Source organism: Aquimixticola soesokkakensis, assembly GCF_900172375.1.
GTDB classification, from domain to species: Bacteria; Pseudomonadota; Alphaproteobacteria; order Rhodobacterales; family Rhodobacteraceae; genus Aquimixticola; species Aquimixticola soesokkakensis.
In genome coordinates, this window is the sequence record NZ_FWFS01000001.1 from 349,908 (window position 1) to 371,361 (window position 21,454).

Sequence of the window (21,454 nt, forward strand, 5' to 3'; positions counted from 1 at the left end):
GGGGCACTGCCCCTCTTGCTTAGGGTTAGGGGCGCTGCCCCTCTTGGCCTTCGGCCAATTCACCCCGGGGTAGTTTGGTCCGAAAGAAAGGGCGCAGCCGGTATGCGGCGCGCCCTTGATCGTGATTTATGCGGTTTGGCCTATAGCAGGCCTGCGTGTTCCATGGCCGATTTGATCGCGGTCTTGGTGGCGTCGCCCAGCGGCAGGAGCGGCAGGCGCACCTCATCCGAGCACAGGCCCAACAGCGACATCGCATATTTCGCCCCGCAAACGCCGGGTTCTGCGAAAATGGCGATATGGAGCGGCATCAGTTTGTCGGTGATATCCAGCGCGGTTTTGTAGTCCCCTGCCAGACAGGCGGCCTGCATCTGGGCGCAGAGTTTGGGCGCCACGTTGGCAGTGACCGAAATACAGCCCGTTCCGCCATGGGCGTTGAACCCCAGCGCGGTTGCATCTTCGCCCGAGACCTGAAGGAAGTCGGTGCCGCAGGTGATGCGGGTCTGGGGCACGCGGCTGAGATCGCCGGTGGCATCCTTGACGCCGATGATGCGCGGCAGTTTGGCCAATGTGCCCATGGTCGCGGGCGTCATGTCGACCACTGAGCGGCCGGGGATGTTGTAAATCACGATGGGCAGGTCGCAGCAGTCGTGCAGCGCGGTGAAATGCGCGATCAGCCCTGCTTGGGTCGGCTTGTTGTAGTAGGGTGTCACGATGAGGGCGGCATCGGCGCCGACCGAATGGGCATGTTGCATCAACCCCATCGCCTCGGCGGTGTTGTTGGACCCGGCGCCCGCAATCACCGGAATGCGCCCCGCGACGACTTTGACCACTGTCTCGACGACCAGTTTGTGTTCGTCGTGGCTTAGCGTGGGGCTTTCGCCGGTCGTCCCGACAGGCACAAGGCCGCTGGTGCCCTGTTCGATATGCCACTCGACCAGCTTCTTGAGCGTATCGAGATCCAGTTCACCGTTTTTAAACGGCGTCACCAGGGCTGGAATGGACCCATTGATCATGATGCGCTCCTTTTTCGTCTTGTTTGGCTGACTCGCCGGTTTGAATTCGGGCGGAAACTAGCCGCGAATGCAGCGATTGCCAAGAATGTGTGTTGCGGGTGCGCGCTGCTTTGCTACGCTGGGGAGAAATAAGCCCCTCGGGACCGGTTGAAGCCGGACGTTGGGCGACCTTGAGCCGATTTCGCCCGCAGTTGCTTGCAGCACTTCACGCTGCCCGCCCCAAAGTGATCCTTACCTACATGAAACTCATCCGCGCCCTTGCGGCTCCTTTGATCGTACTGACGCTTGGTTGGACCAGCGCGGCCCATGCCGCCTCTGCGCAGGCCGAAGCCTATCTGCGCGCCGAGGAATTGCGCCGCGCGGGGGATGTTTCGGCTGCGCGCAGCGCCACGCGCGGTGTCGGCGCAGAGATTGTGGAATGGGCGCTCTTGCGCGATGGCAAGGGAAGTTTTGACGACTACCGCCGTTTTCTGGCACGCAATGCCGATTGGCCGGGCCTGCCGCTTTTGGCGCAAAAGGGCGAGGCGGCGATTGGTCCTGCGGATGATCCCGCCGCCGTTATCGACTATTTCGCCGCCTATCCGCCGCAAACCGGCGATGGCGTGGTCGCTTTGATGGAGGCCTATGAAGCCAAGGGGCGCACGGTTGACGCCCGTGATCTGGCGGTGTCCGCCTGGCAAAGCCTGACGCTGAATGCCAATGCCGAGGCGCGGCTGGTCACGCGCTATGGCTCGGCGCTTGCGCCCTATCATGATGCGCGTGCCGATGCTCTGGCGTGGGATCACAATTTTATCTCCGCTGCGCGCAATGCGGCCCGCTTGTCGCAGGGCGCGCGCGCACTGCTTGAGGCACGCGAGGCGCTGGCAAGCGATGCAGCCGGTGTTGATGGCGCGATCGCCCGCGTGCCCGAGTCTTTGCAAAACGCCGGTGGGCTGGCCTATGAGCGGTTTTTGTGGCGCATGCGCAAGGGGCGTTACGCCGATGCATCGGCGTTGATCATTGCCCAGTCTTCCTCGGCCAAAGCGCTGGGCAACCCCGAGGCCTGGGCCGACAAACGCCGTGCGCTGGCGCGTCAGATGATGCGCGATGGCAAGGGGGAAACGGCCTATGCCGTGGCGTCGAAACATTTCCTGAGCGAGGGGGGCAGCTACGCCGATCTGGAATGGCTGGCGGGGTATATTTCGCTGCGGTATCTGAACAATCCCGCCCAAGCGCTGGATCATTTCAACCGCCTGCGCATGGGGGTCGCCACGCCGATCTCGCTGGGACGTGCGGGCTATTGGGAGGGGCGTGCGCTGGAAGCCTTGGGCGCAACGGCCGATGCCAAGGCGGCCTATGCTTTTGCGGCGCGCTACCAGACCTCGTTTTACGGGCTTTTGGCGGCCGAGCGTGCGGGGCTGCCCTTTGATCCGCAGCTTACGGGGGAGGGCAGTTTCCCCGACTATCGGGGGGCGGCGTTCATGAATTCCTCCGTCACGCAGGCGGCCTTGCTGCTGCATGATGCGGGCGATTTGCCACAATCGGCGCGCTTTTTGCGGCATCTGGGCGAAAGTCTGAGTCCCGATGCGTTGCGACAGCTTGGGGATCTGGGTCTGTCCTTGGACCCCTACACGGCGCTTTTGGTGGCAAAATTTGCCGCCGATCAGGGCATCGTCTTGAACCGCGCTTACTACCCGCTGCACCCCGTTGGCGACACAAAACTGCCAGTCGAACCGGCGCTAACACTGGCGATTTCGCGCCGCGAAAGCGAATTCTACGCCGCCGCGCAATCGGGTGTCGGCGCGCGCGGCTTGATGCAGCTTATGCCGGGCACAGCGGAAATGATGGCCAAGGAATTGGGGATTTCGGATTTTTCTGTCGGGCAATTGACGCGCGATACGGCGCTGAATGCGCGGCTTGGCTCGGCCTATCTTGCGCATCTGATCGAGGAGTTCGGCAACAACCCCGTGCTGGTTGCGGCGGCATATAACGCGGGTCCGTCGCGGGTGCGTTCGTGGATTGAAACCTACGGCGATCCGCGCGGGGCCACGGTTGATCCCATCGACTGGATCGAACATATTCCCTTCCGCGAAACCCGCAACTACGTGCAGCGGGTGGTCGAAAGCCTGCCCGTCTACCGCGCGCGGCTGTCGGGGCAGGCGGGCGTGCTCGACCTCACGCGCGAAATGGCCGCGCGTTAAAGCCGCGAAACGGGGGCGGCGGCTGCCTGCGCGGCTTGCGCTTGGGCGGCTTTGTTGGCGCGGGCTTGGCGGTTGGCGTTGATGCGCGCGCGCAGCAGGGCAAAGACGCCCGCACTTACGACGATCACCGCGCCGATGGCCACATTCGGGCGGATCACATCGCCAAAGATCGCAACGCCAAACATCGCCCCGAACACCAGTTGGAAATAGGCAAATGGCTGGATGGCGGAGGCTTCGGCAATGGCATAGGCCTTGGTCATCAGGTAGTGGCCGAGCACGGCGGTAAAACACAACCCGATCATCCAGAGCCAGTCCACCGAAGCCATCGGTTCCCAATACCACATGCCCACCAGCGTCATCACCACCACGCCGGAAATTCCCGTCCACAAAAAGGTGGTGGGGGCGTCATCCTTGAGCGAGACGTAGCGGATCAACACGCCGTAGACCGCGAACATTGCCGCCGAGACAAGCGGATAGAAGGCTGCGGTGGAAAAGACGCCGCCTTGCGGTTTGAGGATCACCAGCACGCCGATAAAGCCCACGCCGACCGACAGCCAGCGCCGCCAGCCGATCTTTTCGCCCAGAACCGGCCCCGACAGGGCCATGACGATCAGCGGATAGATCGCGAAAATCGCGTGGCTTTCGACCAGCCCGAGTTTGACGAAGGCGATGATCATCACCACCACTTCCAGCGCCAAAAGGGTGCCGCGGGCAAATTGCAACACCGGCTGGGTCGTATGGAGCGCCCGCTTGATGCCCCCCGGCGCGCGATGGGCAATTGCGAAGGCAAAGGCGCAAAAGAACCAGTAGCGGATCATGATGATCATTTGCACGTTGTAGGCTTCGGCCAGATGGCGCGAGATCCCGTCTTGTGCGGCGAAAATAAACGTCACCGCGATCATCAGCCAGATGCCGAGTTTGGTGTTTTGTTCGGTCATGGTGTGACTGCCTTTTTGATGCCGCGCGCCATATGTCGTTTGCGCCCGAAGCCTGAAATCCGCTCGACGTTAAATCCGGCCGCCTCAAGCCCGCGCCGCACGTGGCCTGCGGCGGTATAGGTGGCAAATGTGCCCCCCGCTTTTGTGTGCCGCGCAACCTCTGCCATCAATGCCTCGCCCCAGAGTTCGGGGTTTTTGGCGGGGGAAAACCCGTCCAGAAACCATGCATCCGCGGCGCCCTCCCATGCGGCAACGGCCTTGCGCGCATCGCCCTCGATCACCTCGACATCCAGCGCCCCCAGTTGAAAGCGGCGCGCGCCGCGCTCCCATGCCGCGAGATAGGGATCGGCGATGGCCCGCGCTTGGGGGAAGGCGTCCAGAGCGCGGGCGATTTGTGCGCCGCTCATCGGGTAGGCCTCGAACGAGGTGTAGGTCACGCGCGCCGGACCGCTATAGGCCAGCGCGGTGGCCAGCATATTCAAGCCGGTGCCAAACCCAAGCTCTGCGATTGCAAAACCGTTTTGCGCGGTTTCCAGCCGTTCGGGCAGGCCGTTGCCGGTCAGAAAAACATAGCGGGTTTCCTCCAGCCCGTTGTCGAGGCTGAAGTAGGGGTCGTCAAAGCGGGTTGAAACGGGAATCACCCCGTCGCGCCAATCAAGGTTGGCCCTGTGGTCTTGGGTCATGGGGTCTCGTAAAAGAGCAGGCGATAGACGCGCAAATTCGCGGCGACCATGTCGCTCGCAAGGGGAAATGGCAATGTCGAAAGCTGCAATGACGATCCTTGGCGCGGGGGCCTTTGGCCTGTCTTGCGCCTTTGAGGCGGCACGGCGCGGTGTCGCGGTGCGCGTCATCGACCCGTTCGGGGTGGGCGCGGGCAGTTCGGGCGGCATCGTCGGGGCGCTCGCCCCGCATACGCCGGAAAACTGGAACGACAAAAAGGCGTTTCAATTCGAGAGTTTGATTTTAGCGCGTCACTTCTGGCCAGAGGTCGAGGCGATTGGCGGGCTCTCGTCGGGCTATGGCGCGACGGGGCGCGTGCAGGCGGTGCAGGATGCGCGCCAATTGGACCTGGCTCATGCCCGGGCGCTGTCTGCACGCGCGTTGTGGCAGGGCAAGGCGCGCTGGGAGGTGCGCGCGGATGCGCCTGACGGCCTTCCCAGTCCCACGGGGTTTTACATCCACGACACGCTCTCGGCGCGGCTTCATCCTGCGCAGGCCTGCGCCGCCCTAGCCGCAGCGGTTCGAGCGCTGGGCGGCGAAATCGTGCCCGAGGGCACGCGCGAGGGGGTGGTGATCCACGCAACGGGGTGGCAGGGGTTGCAGGCGTTGAGCGCGCAGACCGGCACGCCCGTGGGGGCAGGGGTGAAAGGACAGGCGCTTTTGTTCGATCTTGATCTGCGCGATCTGCCCCAGATTTACGCCCAAAGCCTGCACATCATTCCCCACCGCGATGGCACGACCGCCGTGGGATCGACCTCCGAGCGCGACTTTGACAGTCCGTTCGAGACGGATGATCTGGCGGAGGATCTGAAAGCGCGCGCCATTGCGGCCTTTGCGCCTTTGGGGCGCGCGCGCGAACTGCGGCGTTGGGCAGGGGTGCGGCCCCGCGCGAAATCCCGCGCCCCGATGCTGGGGGGGCATCCGTTGCGCGCGGGCGAATTCATAGCCAATGGCGGGTTCAAGATCGGTTTCGGCATGGCGCCGCTCGCGGCCAGGGCTTTGGTCGATCTGGCGCTGGACGGCGTGGATGCGATCCCGCCTGCCTTCAAACCCGAGGCCAGTTTCTAGCGCCGGATTTGGGTATTTTTATCCGAAAGAAGCAGAGGGTCGCTTAGAACTCGACCCCTTTCTGGGCTTTGATGCCGGAGCGGAACGGGTGTTTGACCAGTTCCATTTCCGTGACCAGATCGGCGAGATCGATCAGCTCGTCCTTGGCATTGCGGCCCGTCAGGACCACGTGGGTTGTGTCGGGCTTTTCGTCCCGCAGGAAGGCCACGACCTCGGTCACGTCGAGGTAGTCATAGCGCAGGGCGATGTTGATTTCATCAAGCAAAACCATGCGGTTGGCAGGGTCTCGAATCAATTCTTTGGATTTTTCCCAAGCGGCTTGTGCCATTTCGATGTCGCGGGTGCGGTCCTGGGTTTCCCAAGTAAAGCCTTCGCCCATCGTGTGGAATTCGCAGATATCGGCAAAACGGGCGGTGATCAGATCGCGTTCGCCGCAGTCCATGCCACCTTTGATGTACTGCACCACGGCGCATTTCATGTCATGGGCGATGCAGCGGAAAATCATGCCGAATGCGGCGGAGCTTTTGCCTTTTCCCTTGCCGGTATGGACGATCACAAGGCCCTTTTCGCCGGTTTTCGTCGCCATGATTTTATCGCGCGCGGCTTTTTTCTTGGCCATCTTGCTCGCGTGGCGGTCGGGATCGTCGATCATGGCAGGCTCCTGTTGTCAGAAAAACAGCCCTACCACGAGCGGCGCGGCAATGGCAGTCAGAATTGCGTTCAAGACCATGCCGATGGAGGCAAAAGCGCCAGACATGGGATGTACCTGGAACGCGCGCGCGGTGCCGATGCCATGCGCGGCCACCCCGGTGGCAAAGCCGCGCGCGCGCCAGTCGCGCACGCCCAGCGCGTTGAGCAAGGGGGTTGCGATGATCGCACCGATGATGCCGGTCATGAGCACCATGACGGCCGTGAGGGTGGGCGAGCCGCCGATTTCTTCGGCCACGCCGATGGCGACGGGGGCGGTCGCGGATTTGGGCACGAGCGAGAGCAGGAACATCCGGTCCAGTCCGAAGGCCCATGCAAGGCCAAGCGCCGATCCCATTGCGACGAAAGAGCCGACGAAGAGGGCGCAGGCGAGGGGCACAAGAGCGGTTCGGATGCGTTTGAGGTTGTCGTAGAGCGGCAAGGCAAGGCCGACCGTGGCGGGGCCGAGCATGAAATGGACGAATTTTGCGCCCTCGAAATAGGTTTGGTAGTCGGTGCGGGTGATCAGCAGGAGGGTCGAGAGCAGGATCACCGCGATCATCACCGGATTGGCAAAGGGAGAGCGGCGCGCGGCGCGAAACAGTGCATCTCCGGCGGCATAGGCAAAGAGCGTGGCGGTAAGCCAGATCAGCGGGCCGGAGGAAAGATAGGACCAGATGTCGGCATAGTCGCTCATTCGGGGGCCTCATCGGCATACCCGAGGGCGCGGTTCACGGCCTTGAAGGTCAGCGCACCTGCGGTAATCGCGCCGGCGACGGAGAGGATCAGAACACCGCCAAGGGAGAGGGCGTGGGCTTCGAACTTATCCCAGTGTTGGACCACGCCGACGCCTGCGGGGACAAAGAGGAGCGACAGATGGGCGAGCAGGCCCGAGACGGTCGTGCGCATCCAGGCGGCAAAGGCCGGAAACAGGGCGAAAGCCGCTGCGATCAGCGCCATGCCCACCACAGGCCCGGGCAGGCCGAGGTGGAGCCAACGGGTTATCACTTCGCCCATCAGTTGGAAGAGCAGCAGGGTTGCGAGGGTCAGGATCATGCCGGTTTCCTTTCAGCGCGCAGTGGTTACTCAATTCGAGGCGTCGCGCAAGACCGTGAGGTGACGGCGGCGCAGGAGAGTGCCGCGTCGTGCCGGGGTTTTGCATTTCGCAATATTTTTTCGCAAATTGGAAACAATTTTGCCGGAACTGTCGTTTTGTCAGTCTTGAATGCACTTGCCCCACAGCGTACCTCAAGGGCTAAACCTTTGGGCAATGGGACTTTAAATGGCATTTACCGTCAGTCAAATCGTGACCTATCCGGTCAAAAGCCTGCGCGCGCAGCCCGTCAGCGAAGCGCGGGTCGAACGGCGCGGCATGGTCGGGGATCGTCGCTGGATGGTGGTGAGCCCTGCCGGCGATTTCCTGACATTTCGCGATGTGCCCGCGATGGCTGGCGTCGAGGCCGAGATTACCCCCGAAGGATTGCGGTTGACGGCTGACGAAGAAGTTGCCGAGTTCGAGACCCCCAGCGGCGCGGAATTCGAGGTCAGGATCTGGCGCAGCCGCGTGCTGGCGCAGGATGCGGGCAATGTTGCGGCGTCGTTTTTGACAACGGCATTGGGCCGGTCTGCGCGCCTTGTCTACATGCCGGATGCGGTGATCCGGCCTGCCGATCCGGAGTATAGTCGCGAGGGCGATCAGGTCAGCTTTGCTGACGGGTTTCCGTTGCTATTGGCCTCCGGCGGGTCGCTTGATGCGTTGAATGCGCAGCTTGAGGAACCGATGGACATGCGCCGTTTTCGCCCCAACCTGGTCGTCGAGGGAGCAGAGCCCTGGATCGAGGACACCTGGCGGCGCATTCGTGTCGGCGAGGTGGTGTTTCGCATCGTGAAACCCTGTGAGCGCTGTATCATGACCACCCGTGACCCCGATACGGGCGAGCGGACCGGCGCGGGCGAGCCGCTGCGCAGTTTGGGGAAAATCCACCGCGCCGGAAGTGGCAAAATCATGTTTGGTCAAAATATGATTCCGGAAAACGAAGGCATGATCCGCATGTTCGATGCGGTCGAAGTGTTGGAAACGGGGCCGTCGAACCTTTTGCGGATGAACTAGTCGAAATCTGCCAGTGCGGGTGTGCAGGCGGGAAGTGTTAAGTCGATGTTAACATGTCTGCGCTCAGACTGGGGACAGTTGAACGGAGTGTTCCGGTGTCGCGCAGTCTGTCTATCACGGTAATTTTGGGTCTGCTTGCGAGTTTGGCGGGCTGCGCGGCGACGACGCCTTCTGTCAGCATGATCACCGCCGCCCCTGTGTTGCGCGTGGTCGAGGGGGATCGTTTCCAGGTCTATGTCGACGCCGCGCGTGAGCGTGCAGAAGCGCATCGCACCAATGTGGTGTTTCCGCCGCCGTCGAAGTTCGAGGTCTTGCAACATGGCGCGATTGCCATTCGCGAGGCAACGGGCTGCGCGATTGCAGAGGGAGGATTGCAAGGCGATCAAGCGATTATCAAGGCGCGGCTGGATTGCCCGTGATCCTTTGTCGTGAGAGCTTTTAGCGACGTTTGGGTATTTTTATCCGAAAGAAGCCTAAAGCAGCGCCTCGATAAGTCCGCGCGCCGCGTTGGAGCGCGGAGACCAGAGGCCCCGGATGATCGCTTCGTTCAGACGCTCGGCGATTTCGCGCAGGGCGGGCGCGTTGTTGTCGGCGATGAAGGTGCGGGTGTCTTCGTCTTCTAAAAATGCGGCGTGGACAAGGTCGAAATGGTGGTTGCCCACGGCGCGGGTTGTTGCGGCAAAAGCGAAGAGGTAATCGACCGTCGCTGCGATTTCGAACGCGCCTTTGTAGCCGTGGCGTTTCACGCCCTCGATCCATTTCGGGTTGACGACGCGGCTGCGGATCACCCGCCCGATTTCCTCGTCAAGCGTGCGGATGACGGGGCGCTCGGGGCGTGAATGGTCGTTGTGATAGATCGGGCGGGCACGGCCTTGCAGGTGTTCGATGGCTGCGGCGGCGCCGCCCTCGAACTGGTAGTAGTCGTCGCTGTCGAGCAGGTCGTGTTCGCGGTTGTCCTGGTTTTGCACGACGGCCTCGACCTGACTGAGGCGTGCGGTGAAGGCCTCTTTGGCGCGCTGACCTTCGGTGCCGGCGCCATAGGCGTAGCCGCCCCATTCAAGGTAGGCTTCGCCAAGATCCGCGCGCGCGCTCCAGAGTTTTTCGTCGATCATCGCCTGTAGGCCTGCGCCGTAGGCACCGGGTTTGGCACCAAATACCCGCGCCATGTCTTCGCCCCGGCGCGCGCGTGCCGCGGCGGGGTTGTCTGTTTCGGCTTCGTCCAATGCCTGCACCGCGCGCGCGGCGCTATCGACGAGGGCGATGAGTTGCGGGAAGGCGTCGCGGAAAAACCCCGACACCCGCAGCGTGACATCGACACGGGGGCGGCCCAGCACCGAGGCCGGCAGCACCTCAAATCCTGTGACGCGGCGACTCATGCTGTCCCACGTCGGCTTTACCCCCATCAGCGCCAGCGCCTGCGCGATATCGTCGCCGCCTGTGCGCATGTTGGCGGTGCCCCATGCGGTGATCAGCAGGGTGCGGGGCCAGTCGCCTTCGTCTTGCAAATGGCGTTCGATCAACAGGTTGGCGGATTTCCAGCCCAAGGCCCAGGCGCTTTGCGTGGGCACGGCGCGGGCGTCGACGGAGAAAAAGTTGCGCCCGGTGGGCAGCACGTCCAACCGTCCGCGCGTCGGAGCGCCCGACGGGCCAGCGGGCACGAACCGGCCCGCGAGACCGTCGAGCAAGCCGTCAATTTCAGCGGGTCCGCAGGCGGTGACGGTGGGCAGGATCGTGTCGCGCAGCTGGTCCAGAACCGCGCGCGAGGCAGGCCCGGCATCGCCCTTTGCAATGAGGGTTTGTGACAGCAGTTCCAGCCGCTCGACCGTGTCGCCCGCAGTACGCCATATGTCTGCGCAGAGGTTCAGCGCCTCGGGGCGGGGGCCATTCCAGGCGGCGGCCATGTCGCAGTCGAGCGGATCGAACCCGAGGTCCAGATCGGCGGCCAGCGCGCGGATCAGCGAGGCATCGCTCCCTGTGCCATCCCCGCGCGGCACCCGCACCAGTGCGAGCGCCAGATCGCGCGCCAGACGGCCCTGCGGCGCTTGGCCGAAAATATGCAGCCCGTCGCGGATCTGGGCCTCTTTGAGCTCGCACAGATAGGCATCAAGCTTGGCCAGATCGCCGTCCGCGTCGCCCGTCATCCCGACATCGCGGTCGAGGCCGGTCACCGATGACAGGCTCAGGATTTCGCGGCGCAAATGGGCGATGCGGCGCGGATCGACACCGGCGGCTTCGAAATACTCGTCCACCAGCGCTTCGAGATCGCGCAGGGGGCCGTAGGTTTCGGCGCGGGTGAGCGGGGGGGTCAGGTGGTCGATGATCACCGCCTGCGCGCGGCGCTTGGCCTGTGTGCCCTCGCCGGGGTCGTTGACGATGAAGGGATAGAGATGGGGCATGGGGCCAAAGACCGCTTCGGGATAACAGTCCTCGGACAGGGCGAGTGCCTTGCCGGGCAGCCATTCGAGGTTGCCGTGTTTGCCCATATGCACGATCGCCTGCGCACCAAAGGCATGGCGCAGCCAGAAATAGAAGGCCAGATAGTTGTGCGGGGGAACCAGATCGGGGGCGTGGTAGGTTTCTGTGGGGTCGATGTTGTAGCCGCGCGCGGGCTGGATGCCGACGACCGCATTGCCAAAGGTCAGCACCGATAGGGCAAAGCCGTCCTCGCCAACGAAAGGATCGGCCTCAGGCGCGCCCCAGCGGTCTTCGATCCGGGTGCGCACGGCGAGGGGCAGGGTGGCATAGCTGTCGCGGTAGGCCTGCATCGACAGGCGCACCCCACCGCTGCGCGTGCTGCGGTCCGTGAGCCAATTGGTCGGCCCGCTCAGGATCTGGCGCATCAGGTCGGCGCTGTCGGCAGGGGCGTTTTCGACCGCGTAGCCCTCGGTTTTTAGCCGCTGCAACACACCGGTCGTGGCGGCGGGGGTGTCGAGGCCGACACCATTGGCAAGCCGCCCGTCCTTGTTGGGATAGTTCGCCAGCACCAGCGCCACCTTGCGTTCCGGCGTCGGGGTGTGGCGCAGGCGTGCCCAATGGGCAGCAAGGTCGGCCACAAAGCGCACACGGGTGCCTTCAGCGCGGTAGCTGGCGATGGCGCATTCGGTGTCCGCGTCGAAATAGGCTTCCCCTTTGAAGGAAATCGCGCGGCTCAGCACCCGTCCGTCCACCTCCGGCAGGGCCACGTTCATCGCGATGTCGCGTGCAGACAGGCCCGCCGTGCCCTTTGTCCACGTTTCTTCGGTCGATCCGGCAAGGACGACCTGAAACACGGGGGCCGCGTTGGCGCAGGGCGCGGCAAGCGGGTTCTGCCCGCCTTTGCCTTCTGGGGTGCCGACCGCAAAGGCGGTGCAGTTGAGGATAACGCTGGGCGGGGCCTGTGTGAACAGCGCGTCCAGCGTGGCCACCGACACGGGGTCTTTGAGCGAGGCGACAAAGACCGGCAGGGGGTTCAACCCTGCGCGCAGGAGCGCCTTGACCAGGTGGTTCACCGGCATCAGCCCCGCCCCTTGCACCAGCGCACGGTAGAACACGATGGGCACAACGGGGGCGCCTGTGGTCCATGCGGCTTGCACCGTATCGAGGTCGGCGACGCCTGTCGCGGGCCAGTAGACACCCGCGCGTAGCAACGGCTGGGCGGCGTGCGGTTTCTCGCCGCCGTGGATCATCGCGCGCGCGTAGGTCAGAAAGCCGGCGGCGTTCTGCGCGCCGCCTTCGACCAGATAGGACCACAGGGCATGATAGTCTTCGCGCGGCACGGTCGACAGGGCGGCAAGTTCGGGGTCGGGTTTGTCATCGCCGGGCAGGGCGACGAATGCCACGCCCGCCGCGTGCAGCCGCGCGGCATATTGGGTGAGGCCATATTTCCAGTAGCCCGCGCCGCCCAGAATGCGCGCGACGACAAGCTTTGATTGCGTGGCGCAGTCGTCCAGATGCAAATCGACCGACATCGGGTGGCGCAGGTGCATGAGCGAGGCGAGGCGCAGGCTGGGCGGTGTTTCCATCGCGGCGCGCGCTTCTGACAGGATCGCAAGTTCGGTATCGGCGGCGGAAATGACGACCAGATCGGCAGGGGTTTGGCCCAGATCGACCGCATCGGTCCCGTCTTCGATCGCGCCGGGGGTGGCTGCCAGAAGGTGCATCGTCTTCTCCGACTTGTTTTGTGCCGCGCTTTGCGGCATCAGCGGGCAATCCCTGTGAAAGGTCATCCCATGGACTATGGTAAAACCGGCGCGCCCAAAAAGGGCAACAACACGCCGAAACATTCTGAACACAACGCCTTTGGTACGTCAAAAACGCCCTATGGGCGCAAAGAAACCAAAGCCGAACTGCTGGCGCGCATGAAAGCGGCTGCCCAAGCCCTAAAGGCCCAGACGCGCGACGAATGACGCCTAAAGCGGTTTCGTCATGAAAACGCTGACGCCGTTGTCTTCGTAAGCGCCAAAAGCGGTGCTGCGGGTAAAGCCGTGGCGCTCGTACAGCCGACAGGCGGCGGCAAGTTCGTCGCCTGTTTCCAGTTTCAGCGCCGCTTTGCCTTCGTCGCGCGCGGCATCTTCCAGCGCGCGTAGCAGCGCGGCGGCAACGCCTTTGCCGCGACCGCTTTGGGCGGTGAACATGGACTTCACCTCGGCGTAGTCGCTGTGCAGTTTGATCGCCCCGACCCCCAGCACCTCTGTCCCCCAGCGCGCCTGGAAAAAGCGGATATCGCTTTGTGCAAGCGCCTCTGTTGGCAGGGCGTGATTGTGCTCGGCGGGGTAGATTTCCGCCTGCAAGGCCTGCGCCTGCGCCAGCAAAGCGGCGGGCGCAGGGTCGCGCGGATCAGCCAGTTCGACGATCAGCATGGGAGCTCAAGCGGTTTCACGTGCAACAGGACCGCGCACGGCAGCGGCGAGAGCGGTTTCAATCGCTCCGCGCGCGAGGCCTGCCTCCCCGATCACCACCAGACGGGTCGCGCGCGCGGCGCTGCCAAAGGGCTGGTCGAAATAGGTGTCCACGCGGGGGCCGACAGCCTGCAACGTCAGGCGCATCGGCTTGCCCGCAACGGCGACGAACCCTTTGAGGCGCAGGATGTTATGGGCGCGGATCACCTCGGCCACCTGCGTGGCAAAGGCTTTGGGGTCGTTGATTTCGCCAAGCTCGACGACGAAGCTTTCGAATTCGTCGTGGCCATGTTCATGGTGGTGGTCGTGGTGGTGGTCATCGCCCTCGTGATCCCCCGCGTGAGCGTCCTCATGATCATCGTGGTGATGGTGGTGTACCTCGCCGCGCGCGTCCATGTCGCCTTCGGCGCCCGCTCCCTGTCCCAACAATACCTCGACAGGCAGCGCGCCCATCGTGGCTTTGACCACTTGCACGCCGCTGCGCGCCTCGGATTTGAGGTGGGCAACCAGCGCTTCGGCCTCGTCGCCGCTCAGCAGGTCGGCCTTGTTGACCACGATCATATCGGCGCAGGCGATCTGGTCATCAAACAGCTCGGACAGCGGTGTTTCGTGGTCGAGGTTTTCATCGAGTTTGCGCTGGGCATCGACGGCAGCCACGTTGTGGGCGAATTGCCCGTCCTTGACCGCGCGGCCATCAACCACGGTCACAACACCGTCCACGGTGACGCGGGTGGAAATCTCGGGCCAGCCAAAGGCGCGCACCAGCGGTTGGGGCAGCGCAAGACCGGAGGTTTCGATAACGATGTGTTCGGGGGGCAGGTCACGATCCAGCAGCTTTTCGAGGGTCGGGATGAAATCTTCGGCCACGGTGCAGCAGATGCAGCCGTTCGACAGTTCCATCACGTCGTCCTCGGTGCAGGTTTCGATCCCGCAGCCCTTGAGAATGTCGCCATCCACGCCAAGATCACCGAATTCGTTGATGATCAACGCGATGCGCTTGCCGTTGGCGTTTTGCAGCATGTTACGGATCAATGTGGTCTTTCCCGCGCCGAGAAAGCCGGTGACGACCGTTGCTGGGATTTTGGCAGCCATGAAAATATCCTGTGCGAAAATGAGAAAACGCCAAGGCTTGCGGGCCTTGGCGTCGAATTTAGCCAGCCGGTGGTGCTTAGGCGTTCAGCAGACGTGTGGCCACGAGGCCGCTGTCTTTGAGGCCTTTGAGGGATTTTGCGCCAGCGAGCACGGCCAGATCCACCAGAGGCTCGATCAGAACAACCATCATGTAGGCGACGCCGAAGGTGGCAACACCGGATGTGGCGGCAAACCCGTCGGCGTAAAATGCCCAGAAGGCCACCCAGGCGACGATGCCGCCCTGGTACACAGCGGAGAGTTTCGCAACCTGCATGTAGGTGACATCGACATAGGCGGTGCCCGCGGGAATGATGCGGTCCGCAACCATCTTGAGGCCAAACAGCGGGATCAACAGCGTGGTGACGTTCATGCCGTATTGCGGCAGATCGAAGGGCGCAAAGAACAGACCCTGGGCAAGCAAACCCAGCGCCAGACCCAGCGCAGCAGGCGCCGCGCCGAACAGCAAGAACAGGGTCGAGCCAAAGATGAAGTGGACCTCCGACACGCCAACGGGCGGATGCGGCAACATTTGAAAGGCGACCAGCGTGCCGAGCATGGCAACGACAGCGCGCGCCCCAAAGGAGGCAACGCCACGCGCGCGCAGGTCGGGCAGGGCGGATTTCACCGTCAAGCCTGCTGCACCGGCAGCGGTTACCACGGAAAGCGCAAGTTTGGCGCCTGTCACAAGACCGGGTTCGATATGCATATTTCTTCTCCTAGACCGTCATCCCCGACGGTTGGTTGATGTCTTGCCACGGCTGGTCTCCTGGCTCGCGGGTCAGGGCACCTTGTCACCTTCCCGGGGCATCTGGCCCCAGTGGCAAACCGACAAAGCACTCTCCGCTTACAGTCGCGGGGGCGGCTGCGGCATCAGGCCCCGAATTGGGTCACCCTCACCGCATTCCCATTTCTCCCCCTGAAGCTTGGCATCAGTGCGGGGGAACCATAGCCTCCCCATTTGGACCGCAGCCCCCCTGTGCGTCAAGGTCAGAACCGCGCAGCGGGGCGCGACCAAAGGCCAAGCTTCGCAATTGCAGGGGCAAAGGGGGCGGTTTCGGGCGCGCCGCCTTGTCTGGTGTCGAGGGTGCGTTGACAGCACCCTGCCCAAACTGGACAATTGGCGCCCAATAAGAATCGACATGAGGCAAACCCGTGCGCTTTACAAAACTCCGTCTCAATGGCTTCAAAAGCTTCGTAGACCCGACCGATCTGGTGATCGGTGACGGGCTGACGGGGGTTGTCGGCCCCAACGGCTGCGGCAAATCCAACCTTCTTGAAGCGCTGCGCTGGGTGATGGGCGAAACGCGCCCCTCCGCGATGCGCGGCGGGGGCATGGAGGATGTGATCTTCGCCGGTGCGGCCTCGCGCCCTGCGCGCAACTTTGCCGAAGTGGCGCTTGTCATCGACAATTCCGAACGGCTTGCGCCCTCTGGCTTTAACGAGGCGGATGCGCTGGAAATCATCCGCCGGATCACCCGCGACGCGGGATCGGCCTATAAGGTCAACACCAAGGATGTGCGCGCGCGCGATGTGTCGATGCTGTTTGCTGATGCATCGACCGGCGCGCATAGTCCCGCGCTGGTGCGCCAAGGCCAGATCAGCGAGTTGATCAACGCCAAACCCAAAAACCGTCGCCGCATTCTGGAGGAAGCCGCCGGGATTTCCGGTCTGTACCAGCGCCGCCACGAGGCCGAGTTAAAACTGAAAGGCGCCGAGACCAATCTGGCGCGGGTCGACGATGTGATCGAACAGCTTGCAGGGCAGCTCGCGTCACTGGCCCGTCAGGCCCGCCAGGCGGCGCGGTATCGCGAAATCGGCACCGAATTGCGCCAAGCCGAGGGCCTGTTGCTGTATCGCAAGTGGCGCGAGGCCGACGATCACCGCGCGCAGGCCGATGAGGCATTGCGCCAGCGCGTGCGCCAGGCGGGCGAGGCGGAAAAAATTGCCCGCGACGCAGGGGCACGGCGCAGCGCACAAGAGGAGATGTTGCCGCCTCTGCGCGAGGAAGAAGCGATTGCGACGGCGGTTTTGCAGCGGCTTGTCGTGCAGCGCGACGCTTTGGGAGAAGAGGAAGCACGCGCGCGCGACCTGATCGCAACGCTCACGGGGCGCGTCGATCAATTGACGCGCGACATCGAACGCGAGGAGGTGCTCAACCGCGATGCCAACGACACGATCGCGCGGCTCGATTGGGAAAAGATAGAATTGGGCAAAGCCGCAGAAGGCCACGCGGGCAAGTTGGAAGCGGCGCAGGATGTGGCCTCGGAGGCCTCGGATGTGTTGAGCGAACGCGAGGCGCTGTTGTCGGAACTGACCGAAGATGTGGCGCGGCTTGCCGCGCGCCACCAATCCGCGAGCCGTCTGTGCGATGAAAACCGCCGCGGCTGGGAGACCTCGCAAGCCGAGGCCAGCGCGGCGCGCGATGCGGTGGATGCGGCGCGCGCGACCCTGGCTCAGGCCGCCGACAAACAGGCCGAGGCCGAAGACCAGCAAGATGCCGCGCGTGATGCCGCGCAAGAGGCCGAGGATCGCTTGGCAAGCGCCGAAGACGCGCGGGCCCAATTTCAGGCCCGCGAGCAGGAGGCCCGCGCGGCGCGCTCGCAGTCCGAGGGTGAAGTGGGGGCGTTGCGGGCCGAGGTCGGCGCGCTGGCAAAATTGCTCGAACGGGATCGCGGTGAAGGTACGGCGATGCTCGACCTGATCCGCGTCGTCGCGGGCTTTGAGCAGGCGTTGGGCGCGGCCCTGTCGGACGATTTGCGCCAGCCGCTGACCAGTGACACAACCGCCTCGGGTTGGGCGCAACTGACCCCCTTTGACGCCAGCGCGCCCTTGCCCGCACAGGCCCGCGCGCTCAGCGAGGTGGTGAGCGGGCCTGCCGCCCTGTCGCGCCGCTTGAGTCAGGTCGGGATCGTGGATGCCGCCGCGGGGGCCGACTTGCAAGACAGCCTGACGGCGGGACAGTGTCTGGTCTCTGTTTCAGGGGATTTCTGGCGTTGGGACGGGCTGCGCGCCTCTGCTGCCGATGCGCCCTCCGCCGCCGCCTTGCGCTTGCAGCAACTCAACCGGTTGGAAGATTTAAAGCAGGAACTGGCCCGCGCCGAGGCCCAGGCACAGGGCACGATCCAGGCCCACGAACACCTGAAATCCGCGCTGGCGGATGCAACCGAGGCAGATCGCCAGGCGCGCGAAGCACGCCGCGACGCGGATCGCGCCTTGTCCGAGGCCGCGCGGACCCTGTCGCGCGTTGAGGCCGAACGCGCGATGGCCGCAGGGCGGGTTGAAACCCTCGGATTGTCGGTGACACGCCATAGCGCAGACGCACAGGCGGCAGAGCAGCGGCTGCGCGAGGCCGAAGCGACGCGCGCGGCCCTGCCCGATCTCGAGGGCGCGCGCAGCGAAGTGGATCAGGTCAAGATGACGGTGGAAGCCGCGCGGATTACGATGATGACCCGCCGTTCCGCCTTTGACGAAATCCGGCGCGAAGGCGATGCGCGCACCCGCCGCTCGCAAGAGGTGACCAAGGAACTGAGCGGTTGGCGCCATCGTCTGGACACCGCAACGACGCGGATTGGCGAACTGGCCGAACGCAAGGAGGTCTCCGTCGAGCAGTTGGAAGAGGCGCGGGCCCTGCCCGAAGACATCGAGGACAAGCGCGCCGATCTGCAAGAGCGGATCGACGCCGCCCAAGCGCGGCGCGCGGCAGCGGCCGACAAGCTGGCGCTGGCCGAAACCGCCTTGCGCGAGTCTGCCCAGCTTGAGCGCGAGGCCGAGCGTCTGGCGGGCGAAGCCCGTGAAACCCGTGCCGCCGCCGAGGCCCGCGCCAGCGCCGCGCGCGACACGGTGCAAGCCGCAGTGGACCGGATTCGCGAAGATCTGGACCTCAGTCCAAAGGCGCTGGTCGACAGCCTGACCGGCGATCCGGATGCCTTCAGCGATAGCGAGGCGATCGAGACCGAGGTGAACCGCCTCAAGCGGCTGCGCGACAGCCTCGGGGCGGTGAACCTGCGCGCCGAAGATGACGCCCGCGAGGTCCAGAGCGAGCATGACACGCTCAAAACCGAAAAGCTGGATCTGGAAGAGGCGATCAAGACGCTGCGCGCGGGCATTGCCTCTTTGAACCGTGAAGGGCGCGAGCGGTTGCTGACGGCTTTTGAACAGGTGAACACCAATTTTGCGATGTTGTTCACCCATCTGTTTAACGGCGGGGAGGCCAAGCTGGCGTTGGTGGAATCCGACGATCCCCTCGACGCGGGTCTCGAAATCCTGTGCCAACCGCCGGGCAAAAAACTCTCGACCCTTTCGTTGTTGTCGGGGGGCGAACAGACGCTGACCGCGCTGGCCCTGATTTTTGCGGTGTTCCTTGCCAATCCCGCGCCGATCTGTGTGCTCGACGAGGTGGACGCACCGCTTGACGATGCCAATGTGACGCGGTTTTGTGACATGCTGGACGAAATGACCAAACAGACCGACACGCGGTTTCTGGTCATCACCCACCACGCGGTCACCATGGCGCGGATGGATCGTCTGTTCGGTGTGACAATGCAGGAACAGGGCGTAAGCCAGCTTGTGTCGGTGGATTTGAAACGGGCCGAAGCGATGGTGGCGTGAGGCAGGCCGGGTCCGGGGGGTGGCACGGGGCCGCTTGGGGCTGGACGCGCGCGGCCACAATCCTTACCTCTGCCTGCAAGGAGACTGCTCATGACCAAACCCGCCTTGACCCTCTATCTGGCCGCGCCGCGCGGATTTTGCGCCGGTGTGGACCGTGCGATCAAGATCGTCGAACTGGCGATTGAAAAATGGGGTGCGCCGGTCTTTGTGCGCCACGAGATCGTGCACAACAAATATGTGGTCGACAGTCTGCGCGACAAAGGCGCGGTGTTTGTCGAGGAGCTCGACGACTGCCCGCCGGATCGTCCGGTTATTTTCTCCGCCCATGGCGTGCCGAAATCCGTGCCGCAAGCCGCCGCCGCGCGCGAGATGGTCTATGTCGATGCGACCTGCCCGCTGGTGTCCAAAGTGCATATCGAAGCCGAGCGCCACCACGCAGAGGGGTTGCAAATGGTGATGATCGGCCACGCGGGGCACCCCGAAACGGTCGGCACGATGGGGCAGCTTCCCGAGGGGGAGGTCCTGCTGGTCGAAACGCCTGAAGATGTAGCGCATCTTGATGTCAGGGATGAAAAGCGCTTGGCTTTCATCACGCAAACAACGTTGTCGATTGATGACACCGCTGAAATCGTCGCTGCCTTGCGCGCGCGGTTCCCCGCGATCATCGGTCCCCATAAAGAAGACATCTGTTACGCGACCACCAACCGACAGCACGCGGTCAAAGCCATCGCGGGCAAGATCGACGCGCTCCTGGTGATCGGTGCGCCCAATTCGTCGAACTCCAAACGCCTGGTCGAGGTCGGGACCGCGAACGGCTGCGCCTATTCGCAACTGGTGCAGCGCGCGCAAAACATCGACTGGCGCGCGATCGAGGGGATCAAAACCGTGGGGATCACGGCAGGCGCGTCGGCCCCCGAAGTGTTGGTGAACGAGGTGCTCGATGCCTTTCGCGAGCGTTTCAACGTGCGTGTTGAACTGGTCGAAACCGCGCAGGAAAATGTCGAATTCAAAGTGCCACGCGTCTTGAGGGAGCCCGCCTGATGCCGGATTTTTTCGCTTATACCGACGGGGCATGTTCGGGCAACCCCGGCCCCGGTGGATGGGGGGCGCTGCTGATTGCGCGCGACGGCGAGACCGTGCTCAAAGAGCGCGAACTCAAGGGCGGCGAGGCCGACACGACGAACAACCGCATGGAATTGCTCGCCTCTATTTCTGCGCTCGAGGCGCTGGGCAAAGCCTCAAAGATCACCGTGGTGACCGATAGCGCCTATGTGAAAAACGGGGTAACTGGCTGGATTCACGGCTGGAAACGGAATGGTTGGAAGACCTCGAACAAAAAGCCGGTCAAGAATGTTGACCTCTGGCAGCGCCTGGATGAAGCCGCCGCGCGTCACAATGTGACGTGGAAATGGGTCAAAGGTCACGCCGGCCATCCCGAAAACGAGCGCGCCGACGAATTGGCGCGCGCAGGCATGGCCCCGTTCAAAAAGAAGACCGCATGACGCTGCTGGGCGGGCTTGATTATGCCTCCGTGCTGGTTTTTGCGGCAGCGGGCAGTCTTGCCGCCTCGCGGGCGCAGCTCGACATCGTCGGCTTTGCCTTTGTTGCCTGTCTGACGGCGGTCGGCGGCGGCACCATCCGCGATCTCTTGCTCGACCGCAGCATCTTCTGGATGGCCAATCCGACGATCATCTTGATCGCGGTTAGCGTGGCTTTGGTCGTTTTCTTCACCGCGCATCTGTTGGAATCGCGGCTGAAAACGCTTGAATGGCTGGATGCTTTGGCGCTATCGGTCGCGGTGTCTGCGGGCACAGGTGTCGCCATTCTGGAAGAGCAACCTGCTGTGATCGTTGTCCTTTTGGGGATTGTGACCGGTGTCATGGGCGGGCTGATGCGCGATGTGGTCTGCAACGAAGTGCCGCTTGTGCTCAAACAGGGCGAACTCTATGCCTCTGCCGCCTTCGCAGGTGCCTGTGCCACGCTTCTTGCGACGCGCTCGGGGCTTTCCCCCCTGCTGACCCTCGCGGCCTGCACGGCGTTAACCTTTGCCTTGCGTGCGGGGTCCATCCGCTTTGGCTGGTCTTTGCCGACCTACAAAAGCCGCCCGCCGCGCTTGTAGCGG

The 21,454-nt window shown here is 63.6% G+C and carries 19 protein-coding genes and 1 riboswitch; of the genes, 9 read left to right on the forward strand and 10 right to left on the reverse strand.

Going from position 1 to position 21,454, the window contains the following annotated elements; genetic code table 11:
* Positions 1 to 140: 140 nt before the first annotated feature.
* Positions 141 to 1,013: a 4-hydroxy-tetrahydrodipicolinate synthase gene (dapA, locus tag AQS8620_RS01685; protein ID WP_085835080.1), complete on the reverse strand. Its 873-nt coding sequence runs from the start codon at positions 1,011 to 1,013 to the stop codon at positions 141 to 143.
* Between the two features lie 170 nt (positions 1,014 to 1,183).
* Between dapA and AQS8620_RS01690 the strand changes: the two genes are divergently transcribed.
* Complete coding sequence (locus tag AQS8620_RS01690; protein WP_143267382.1) at positions 1,184 to 3,193, forward strand: lytic transglycosylase domain-containing protein; 2,010 nt, start codon at positions 1,184 to 1,186, stop codon at positions 3,191 to 3,193.
* Here AQS8620_RS01690 and AQS8620_RS01695 read toward each other — a convergent pair.
* Both AQS8620_RS01695 and mnmC2 read right to left on the reverse strand, forming a co-directional pair.
* Positions 3,190 to 4,131, reverse strand: coding sequence for a DMT family transporter (locus AQS8620_RS01695; RefSeq protein ID WP_085835082.1), 942 nt, complete (start codon positions 4,129 to 4,131; stop codon positions 3,190 to 3,192). The genes AQS8620_RS01690 and AQS8620_RS01695 overlap by 4 nt on opposite strands.
* Entirely contained in the window at positions 4,128 to 4,814 is a 687-nt protein-coding gene (gene mnmC2 / locus AQS8620_RS01700; RefSeq protein ID WP_085835083.1) for a tRNA (5-methylaminomethyl-2-thiouridine)(34)-methyltransferase MnmC2, read from the reverse strand. Before mnmC2 ends, AQS8620_RS01695 begins: the two co-directional genes overlap by 4 nt.
* A gap of 73 nt (positions 4,815 to 4,887) precedes the next feature.
* Here mnmC2 and AQS8620_RS01705 point away from each other — a divergent pair, with 73 nt between their 5' ends.
* On the forward strand, positions 4,888 to 5,919 hold the full coding sequence (locus AQS8620_RS01705) for an NAD(P)/FAD-dependent oxidoreductase (protein ID WP_085835352.1): 1,032 nt from the start codon (positions 4,888 to 4,890) through the stop codon (positions 5,917 to 5,919).
* 43 nt (positions 5,920 to 5,962) lie between these two features.
* Here AQS8620_RS01705 and cobO read toward each other — a convergent pair whose 3' ends face one another.
* The 3 genes from cobO to AQS8620_RS01720 are packed head-to-tail and all read right to left on the reverse strand — an operon-like array spanning position 5,963 to position 7,662.
* On the reverse strand, positions 5,963 to 6,571 hold the full coding sequence (gene cobO / locus AQS8620_RS01710; RefSeq protein WP_085835084.1) for a cob(I)yrinic acid a,c-diamide adenosyltransferase: 609 nt from the start codon (positions 6,569 to 6,571) through the stop codon (positions 5,963 to 5,965).
* Between the two features lie 15 nt (positions 6,572 to 6,586).
* Positions 6,587 to 7,303 (reverse strand): LrgB family protein, encoded by a 717-nt coding sequence (locus tag AQS8620_RS01715; RefSeq protein ID WP_085835085.1) that lies wholly within the window; start codon positions 7,301 to 7,303, stop codon positions 6,587 to 6,589.
* Entirely contained in the window at positions 7,300 to 7,662 is a 363-nt protein-coding gene (locus AQS8620_RS01720) for a CidA/LrgA family protein (protein WP_085835086.1), read from the reverse strand. The genes AQS8620_RS01715 and AQS8620_RS01720 overlap by 4 nt, the downstream gene beginning before the upstream one ends.
* Before the next feature lie 226 nt (positions 7,663 to 7,888).
* Here AQS8620_RS01720 and AQS8620_RS01725 point away from each other — a divergent pair, with 226 nt between their 5' ends.
* Positions 7,889 to 8,716 (forward strand): MOSC domain-containing protein, encoded by an 828-nt coding sequence (locus AQS8620_RS01725; protein WP_085835087.1) that lies wholly within the window; start codon positions 7,889 to 7,891, stop codon positions 8,714 to 8,716.
* Between the two features lie 95 nt (positions 8,717 to 8,811).
* Complete coding sequence (locus tag AQS8620_RS01730) at positions 8,812 to 9,135, forward strand: hypothetical protein (RefSeq protein ID WP_143267383.1); 324 nt, start codon at positions 8,812 to 8,814, stop codon at positions 9,133 to 9,135.
* A 54-nt stretch (positions 9,136 to 9,189) separates the two neighbouring features.
* Here the strand turns inward: AQS8620_RS01730 and cobN are convergent, their stop codons facing one another.
* On the reverse strand, positions 9,190 to 12,855 hold the full coding sequence (gene cobN / locus AQS8620_RS01735; protein WP_085835353.1) for a cobaltochelatase subunit CobN: 3,666 nt from the start codon (positions 12,853 to 12,855) through the stop codon (positions 9,190 to 9,192).
* A 69-nt stretch (positions 12,856 to 12,924) separates the two neighbouring features.
* Between cobN and AQS8620_RS17120 the strand changes: the two genes are divergently transcribed.
* Positions 12,925 to 13,101, forward strand: a complete 177-nt coding sequence (locus AQS8620_RS17120) for a hypothetical protein (RefSeq protein WP_200809575.1) — start codon at positions 12,925 to 12,927, stop codon at positions 13,099 to 13,101.
* Positions 13,102 to 13,104: 3 nt separating this feature from the next.
* On the opposite strand, the gene AQS8620_RS01740 is transcribed toward AQS8620_RS17120, so the two are convergent.
* The 3 genes from AQS8620_RS01740 to AQS8620_RS01750 all read right to left on the reverse strand — a co-directional run bounded on the left by AQS8620_RS01740 (position 13,105) and on the right by AQS8620_RS01750 (position 15,430).
* Positions 13,105 to 13,554, reverse strand: a complete 450-nt coding sequence (locus tag AQS8620_RS01740; protein WP_085835089.1) for a GNAT family N-acetyltransferase — start codon at positions 13,552 to 13,554, stop codon at positions 13,105 to 13,107.
* A 6-nt stretch (positions 13,555 to 13,560) separates the two neighbouring features.
* On the reverse strand, positions 13,561 to 14,685 hold the full coding sequence (gene cobW / locus AQS8620_RS01745; RefSeq protein ID WP_085835090.1) for a cobalamin biosynthesis protein CobW: 1,125 nt from the start codon (positions 14,683 to 14,685) through the stop codon (positions 13,561 to 13,563).
* Positions 14,686 to 14,761: 76 nt separating this feature from the next.
* Positions 14,762 to 15,430, reverse strand: coding sequence for an energy-coupling factor ABC transporter permease (locus AQS8620_RS01750; RefSeq protein WP_085835091.1), 669 nt, complete (start codon positions 15,428 to 15,430; stop codon positions 14,762 to 14,764).
* A gap of 33 nt (positions 15,431 to 15,463) precedes the next feature.
* A riboswitch (cobalamin riboswitch) is annotated at positions 15,464 to 15,687 on the reverse strand.
* Between the two features lie 189 nt (positions 15,688 to 15,876).
* Between AQS8620_RS01750 and smc the strand changes: the two genes are divergently transcribed.
* From smc to AQS8620_RS01770, 4 genes are all read left to right on the forward strand, one after another.
* Positions 15,877 to 19,332, forward strand: coding sequence for a chromosome segregation protein SMC (gene smc, locus AQS8620_RS01755; RefSeq protein WP_085835092.1), 3,456 nt, complete (start codon positions 15,877 to 15,879; stop codon positions 19,330 to 19,332).
* A 90-nt stretch (positions 19,333 to 19,422) separates the two neighbouring features.
* Complete coding sequence (ispH, locus tag AQS8620_RS01760; protein WP_085835093.1) at positions 19,423 to 20,373, forward strand: 4-hydroxy-3-methylbut-2-enyl diphosphate reductase; 951 nt, start codon at positions 19,423 to 19,425, stop codon at positions 20,371 to 20,373.
* Positions 20,373 to 20,834, forward strand: coding sequence for a ribonuclease HI (gene rnhA / locus AQS8620_RS01765; RefSeq protein WP_085835094.1), 462 nt, complete (start codon positions 20,373 to 20,375; stop codon positions 20,832 to 20,834). Before ispH ends, rnhA begins: the two co-directional genes overlap by 1 nt.
* Positions 20,831 to 21,451, forward strand: a complete 621-nt coding sequence (locus AQS8620_RS01770; protein ID WP_085835095.1) for a trimeric intracellular cation channel family protein — start codon at positions 20,831 to 20,833, stop codon at positions 21,449 to 21,451. Before rnhA ends, AQS8620_RS01770 begins: the two co-directional genes overlap by 4 nt.
* Positions 21,452 to 21,454 lie beyond the last annotated feature (3 nt).

Excerpts from the sequence above, each read along its gene's own strand:
- dapA (WP_085835080.1), bottom strand. The coding sequence starts at position 1,013 with ATGATCAATGGGTCCATTCCAGCCCTGGTGACGCCGTTTAAAAACGGT.
- AQS8620_RS01695 (WP_085835082.1), bottom strand. The coding sequence starts at position 4,131 with ATGACCGAACAAAACACCAAACTCGGCATCTGGCTGATGATCGCGGTG.
- mnmC2 (WP_085835083.1), bottom strand. The coding sequence starts at position 4,814 with ATGACCCAAGACCACAGGGCCAACCTTGATTGGCGCGACGGGGTGATT.
- AQS8620_RS01705 (WP_085835352.1), top strand. The coding sequence starts at position 4,888 with ATGTCGAAAGCTGCAATGACGATCCTTGGCGCGGGGGCCTTTGGCCTG.
- cobO (WP_085835084.1), bottom strand. The coding sequence starts at position 6,571 with ATGATCGACGATCCCGACCGCCACGCGAGCAAGATGGCCAAGAAAAAA.
- AQS8620_RS01715 (WP_085835085.1), bottom strand. The coding sequence starts at position 7,303 with ATGAGCGACTATGCCGACATCTGGTCCTATCTTTCCTCCGGCCCGCTG.
- AQS8620_RS01720 (WP_085835086.1), bottom strand. The coding sequence starts at position 7,662 with ATGATCCTGACCCTCGCAACCCTGCTGCTCTTCCAACTGATGGGCGAA.
- AQS8620_RS01725 (WP_085835087.1), top strand. The coding sequence starts at position 7,889 with ATGGCATTTACCGTCAGTCAAATCGTGACCTATCCGGTCAAAAGCCTG.
- cobN (WP_085835353.1), bottom strand. The coding sequence starts at position 12,855 with ATGCACCTTCTGGCAGCCACCCCCGGCGCGATCGAAGACGGGACCGAT.
- AQS8620_RS17120 (WP_200809575.1), top strand. The coding sequence starts at position 12,925 with ATGGACTATGGTAAAACCGGCGCGCCCAAAAAGGGCAACAACACGCCG.
- AQS8620_RS01740 (WP_085835089.1), bottom strand. The coding sequence starts at position 13,554 with ATGCTGATCGTCGAACTGGCTGATCCGCGCGACCCTGCGCCCGCCGCT.
- cobW (WP_085835090.1), bottom strand. The coding sequence starts at position 14,685 with ATGGCTGCCAAAATCCCAGCAACGGTCGTCACCGGCTTTCTCGGCGCG.
- AQS8620_RS01750 (WP_085835091.1), bottom strand. The coding sequence starts at position 15,430 with ATGCATATCGAACCCGGTCTTGTGACAGGCGCCAAACTTGCGCTTTCC.
- ispH (WP_085835093.1), top strand. The coding sequence starts at position 19,423 with ATGACCAAACCCGCCTTGACCCTCTATCTGGCCGCGCCGCGCGGATTT.
- rnhA (WP_085835094.1), top strand. The coding sequence starts at position 20,373 with ATGCCGGATTTTTTCGCTTATACCGACGGGGCATGTTCGGGCAACCCC.
- AQS8620_RS01770 (WP_085835095.1), top strand. The coding sequence starts at position 20,831 with ATGACGCTGCTGGGCGGGCTTGATTATGCCTCCGTGCTGGTTTTTGCG.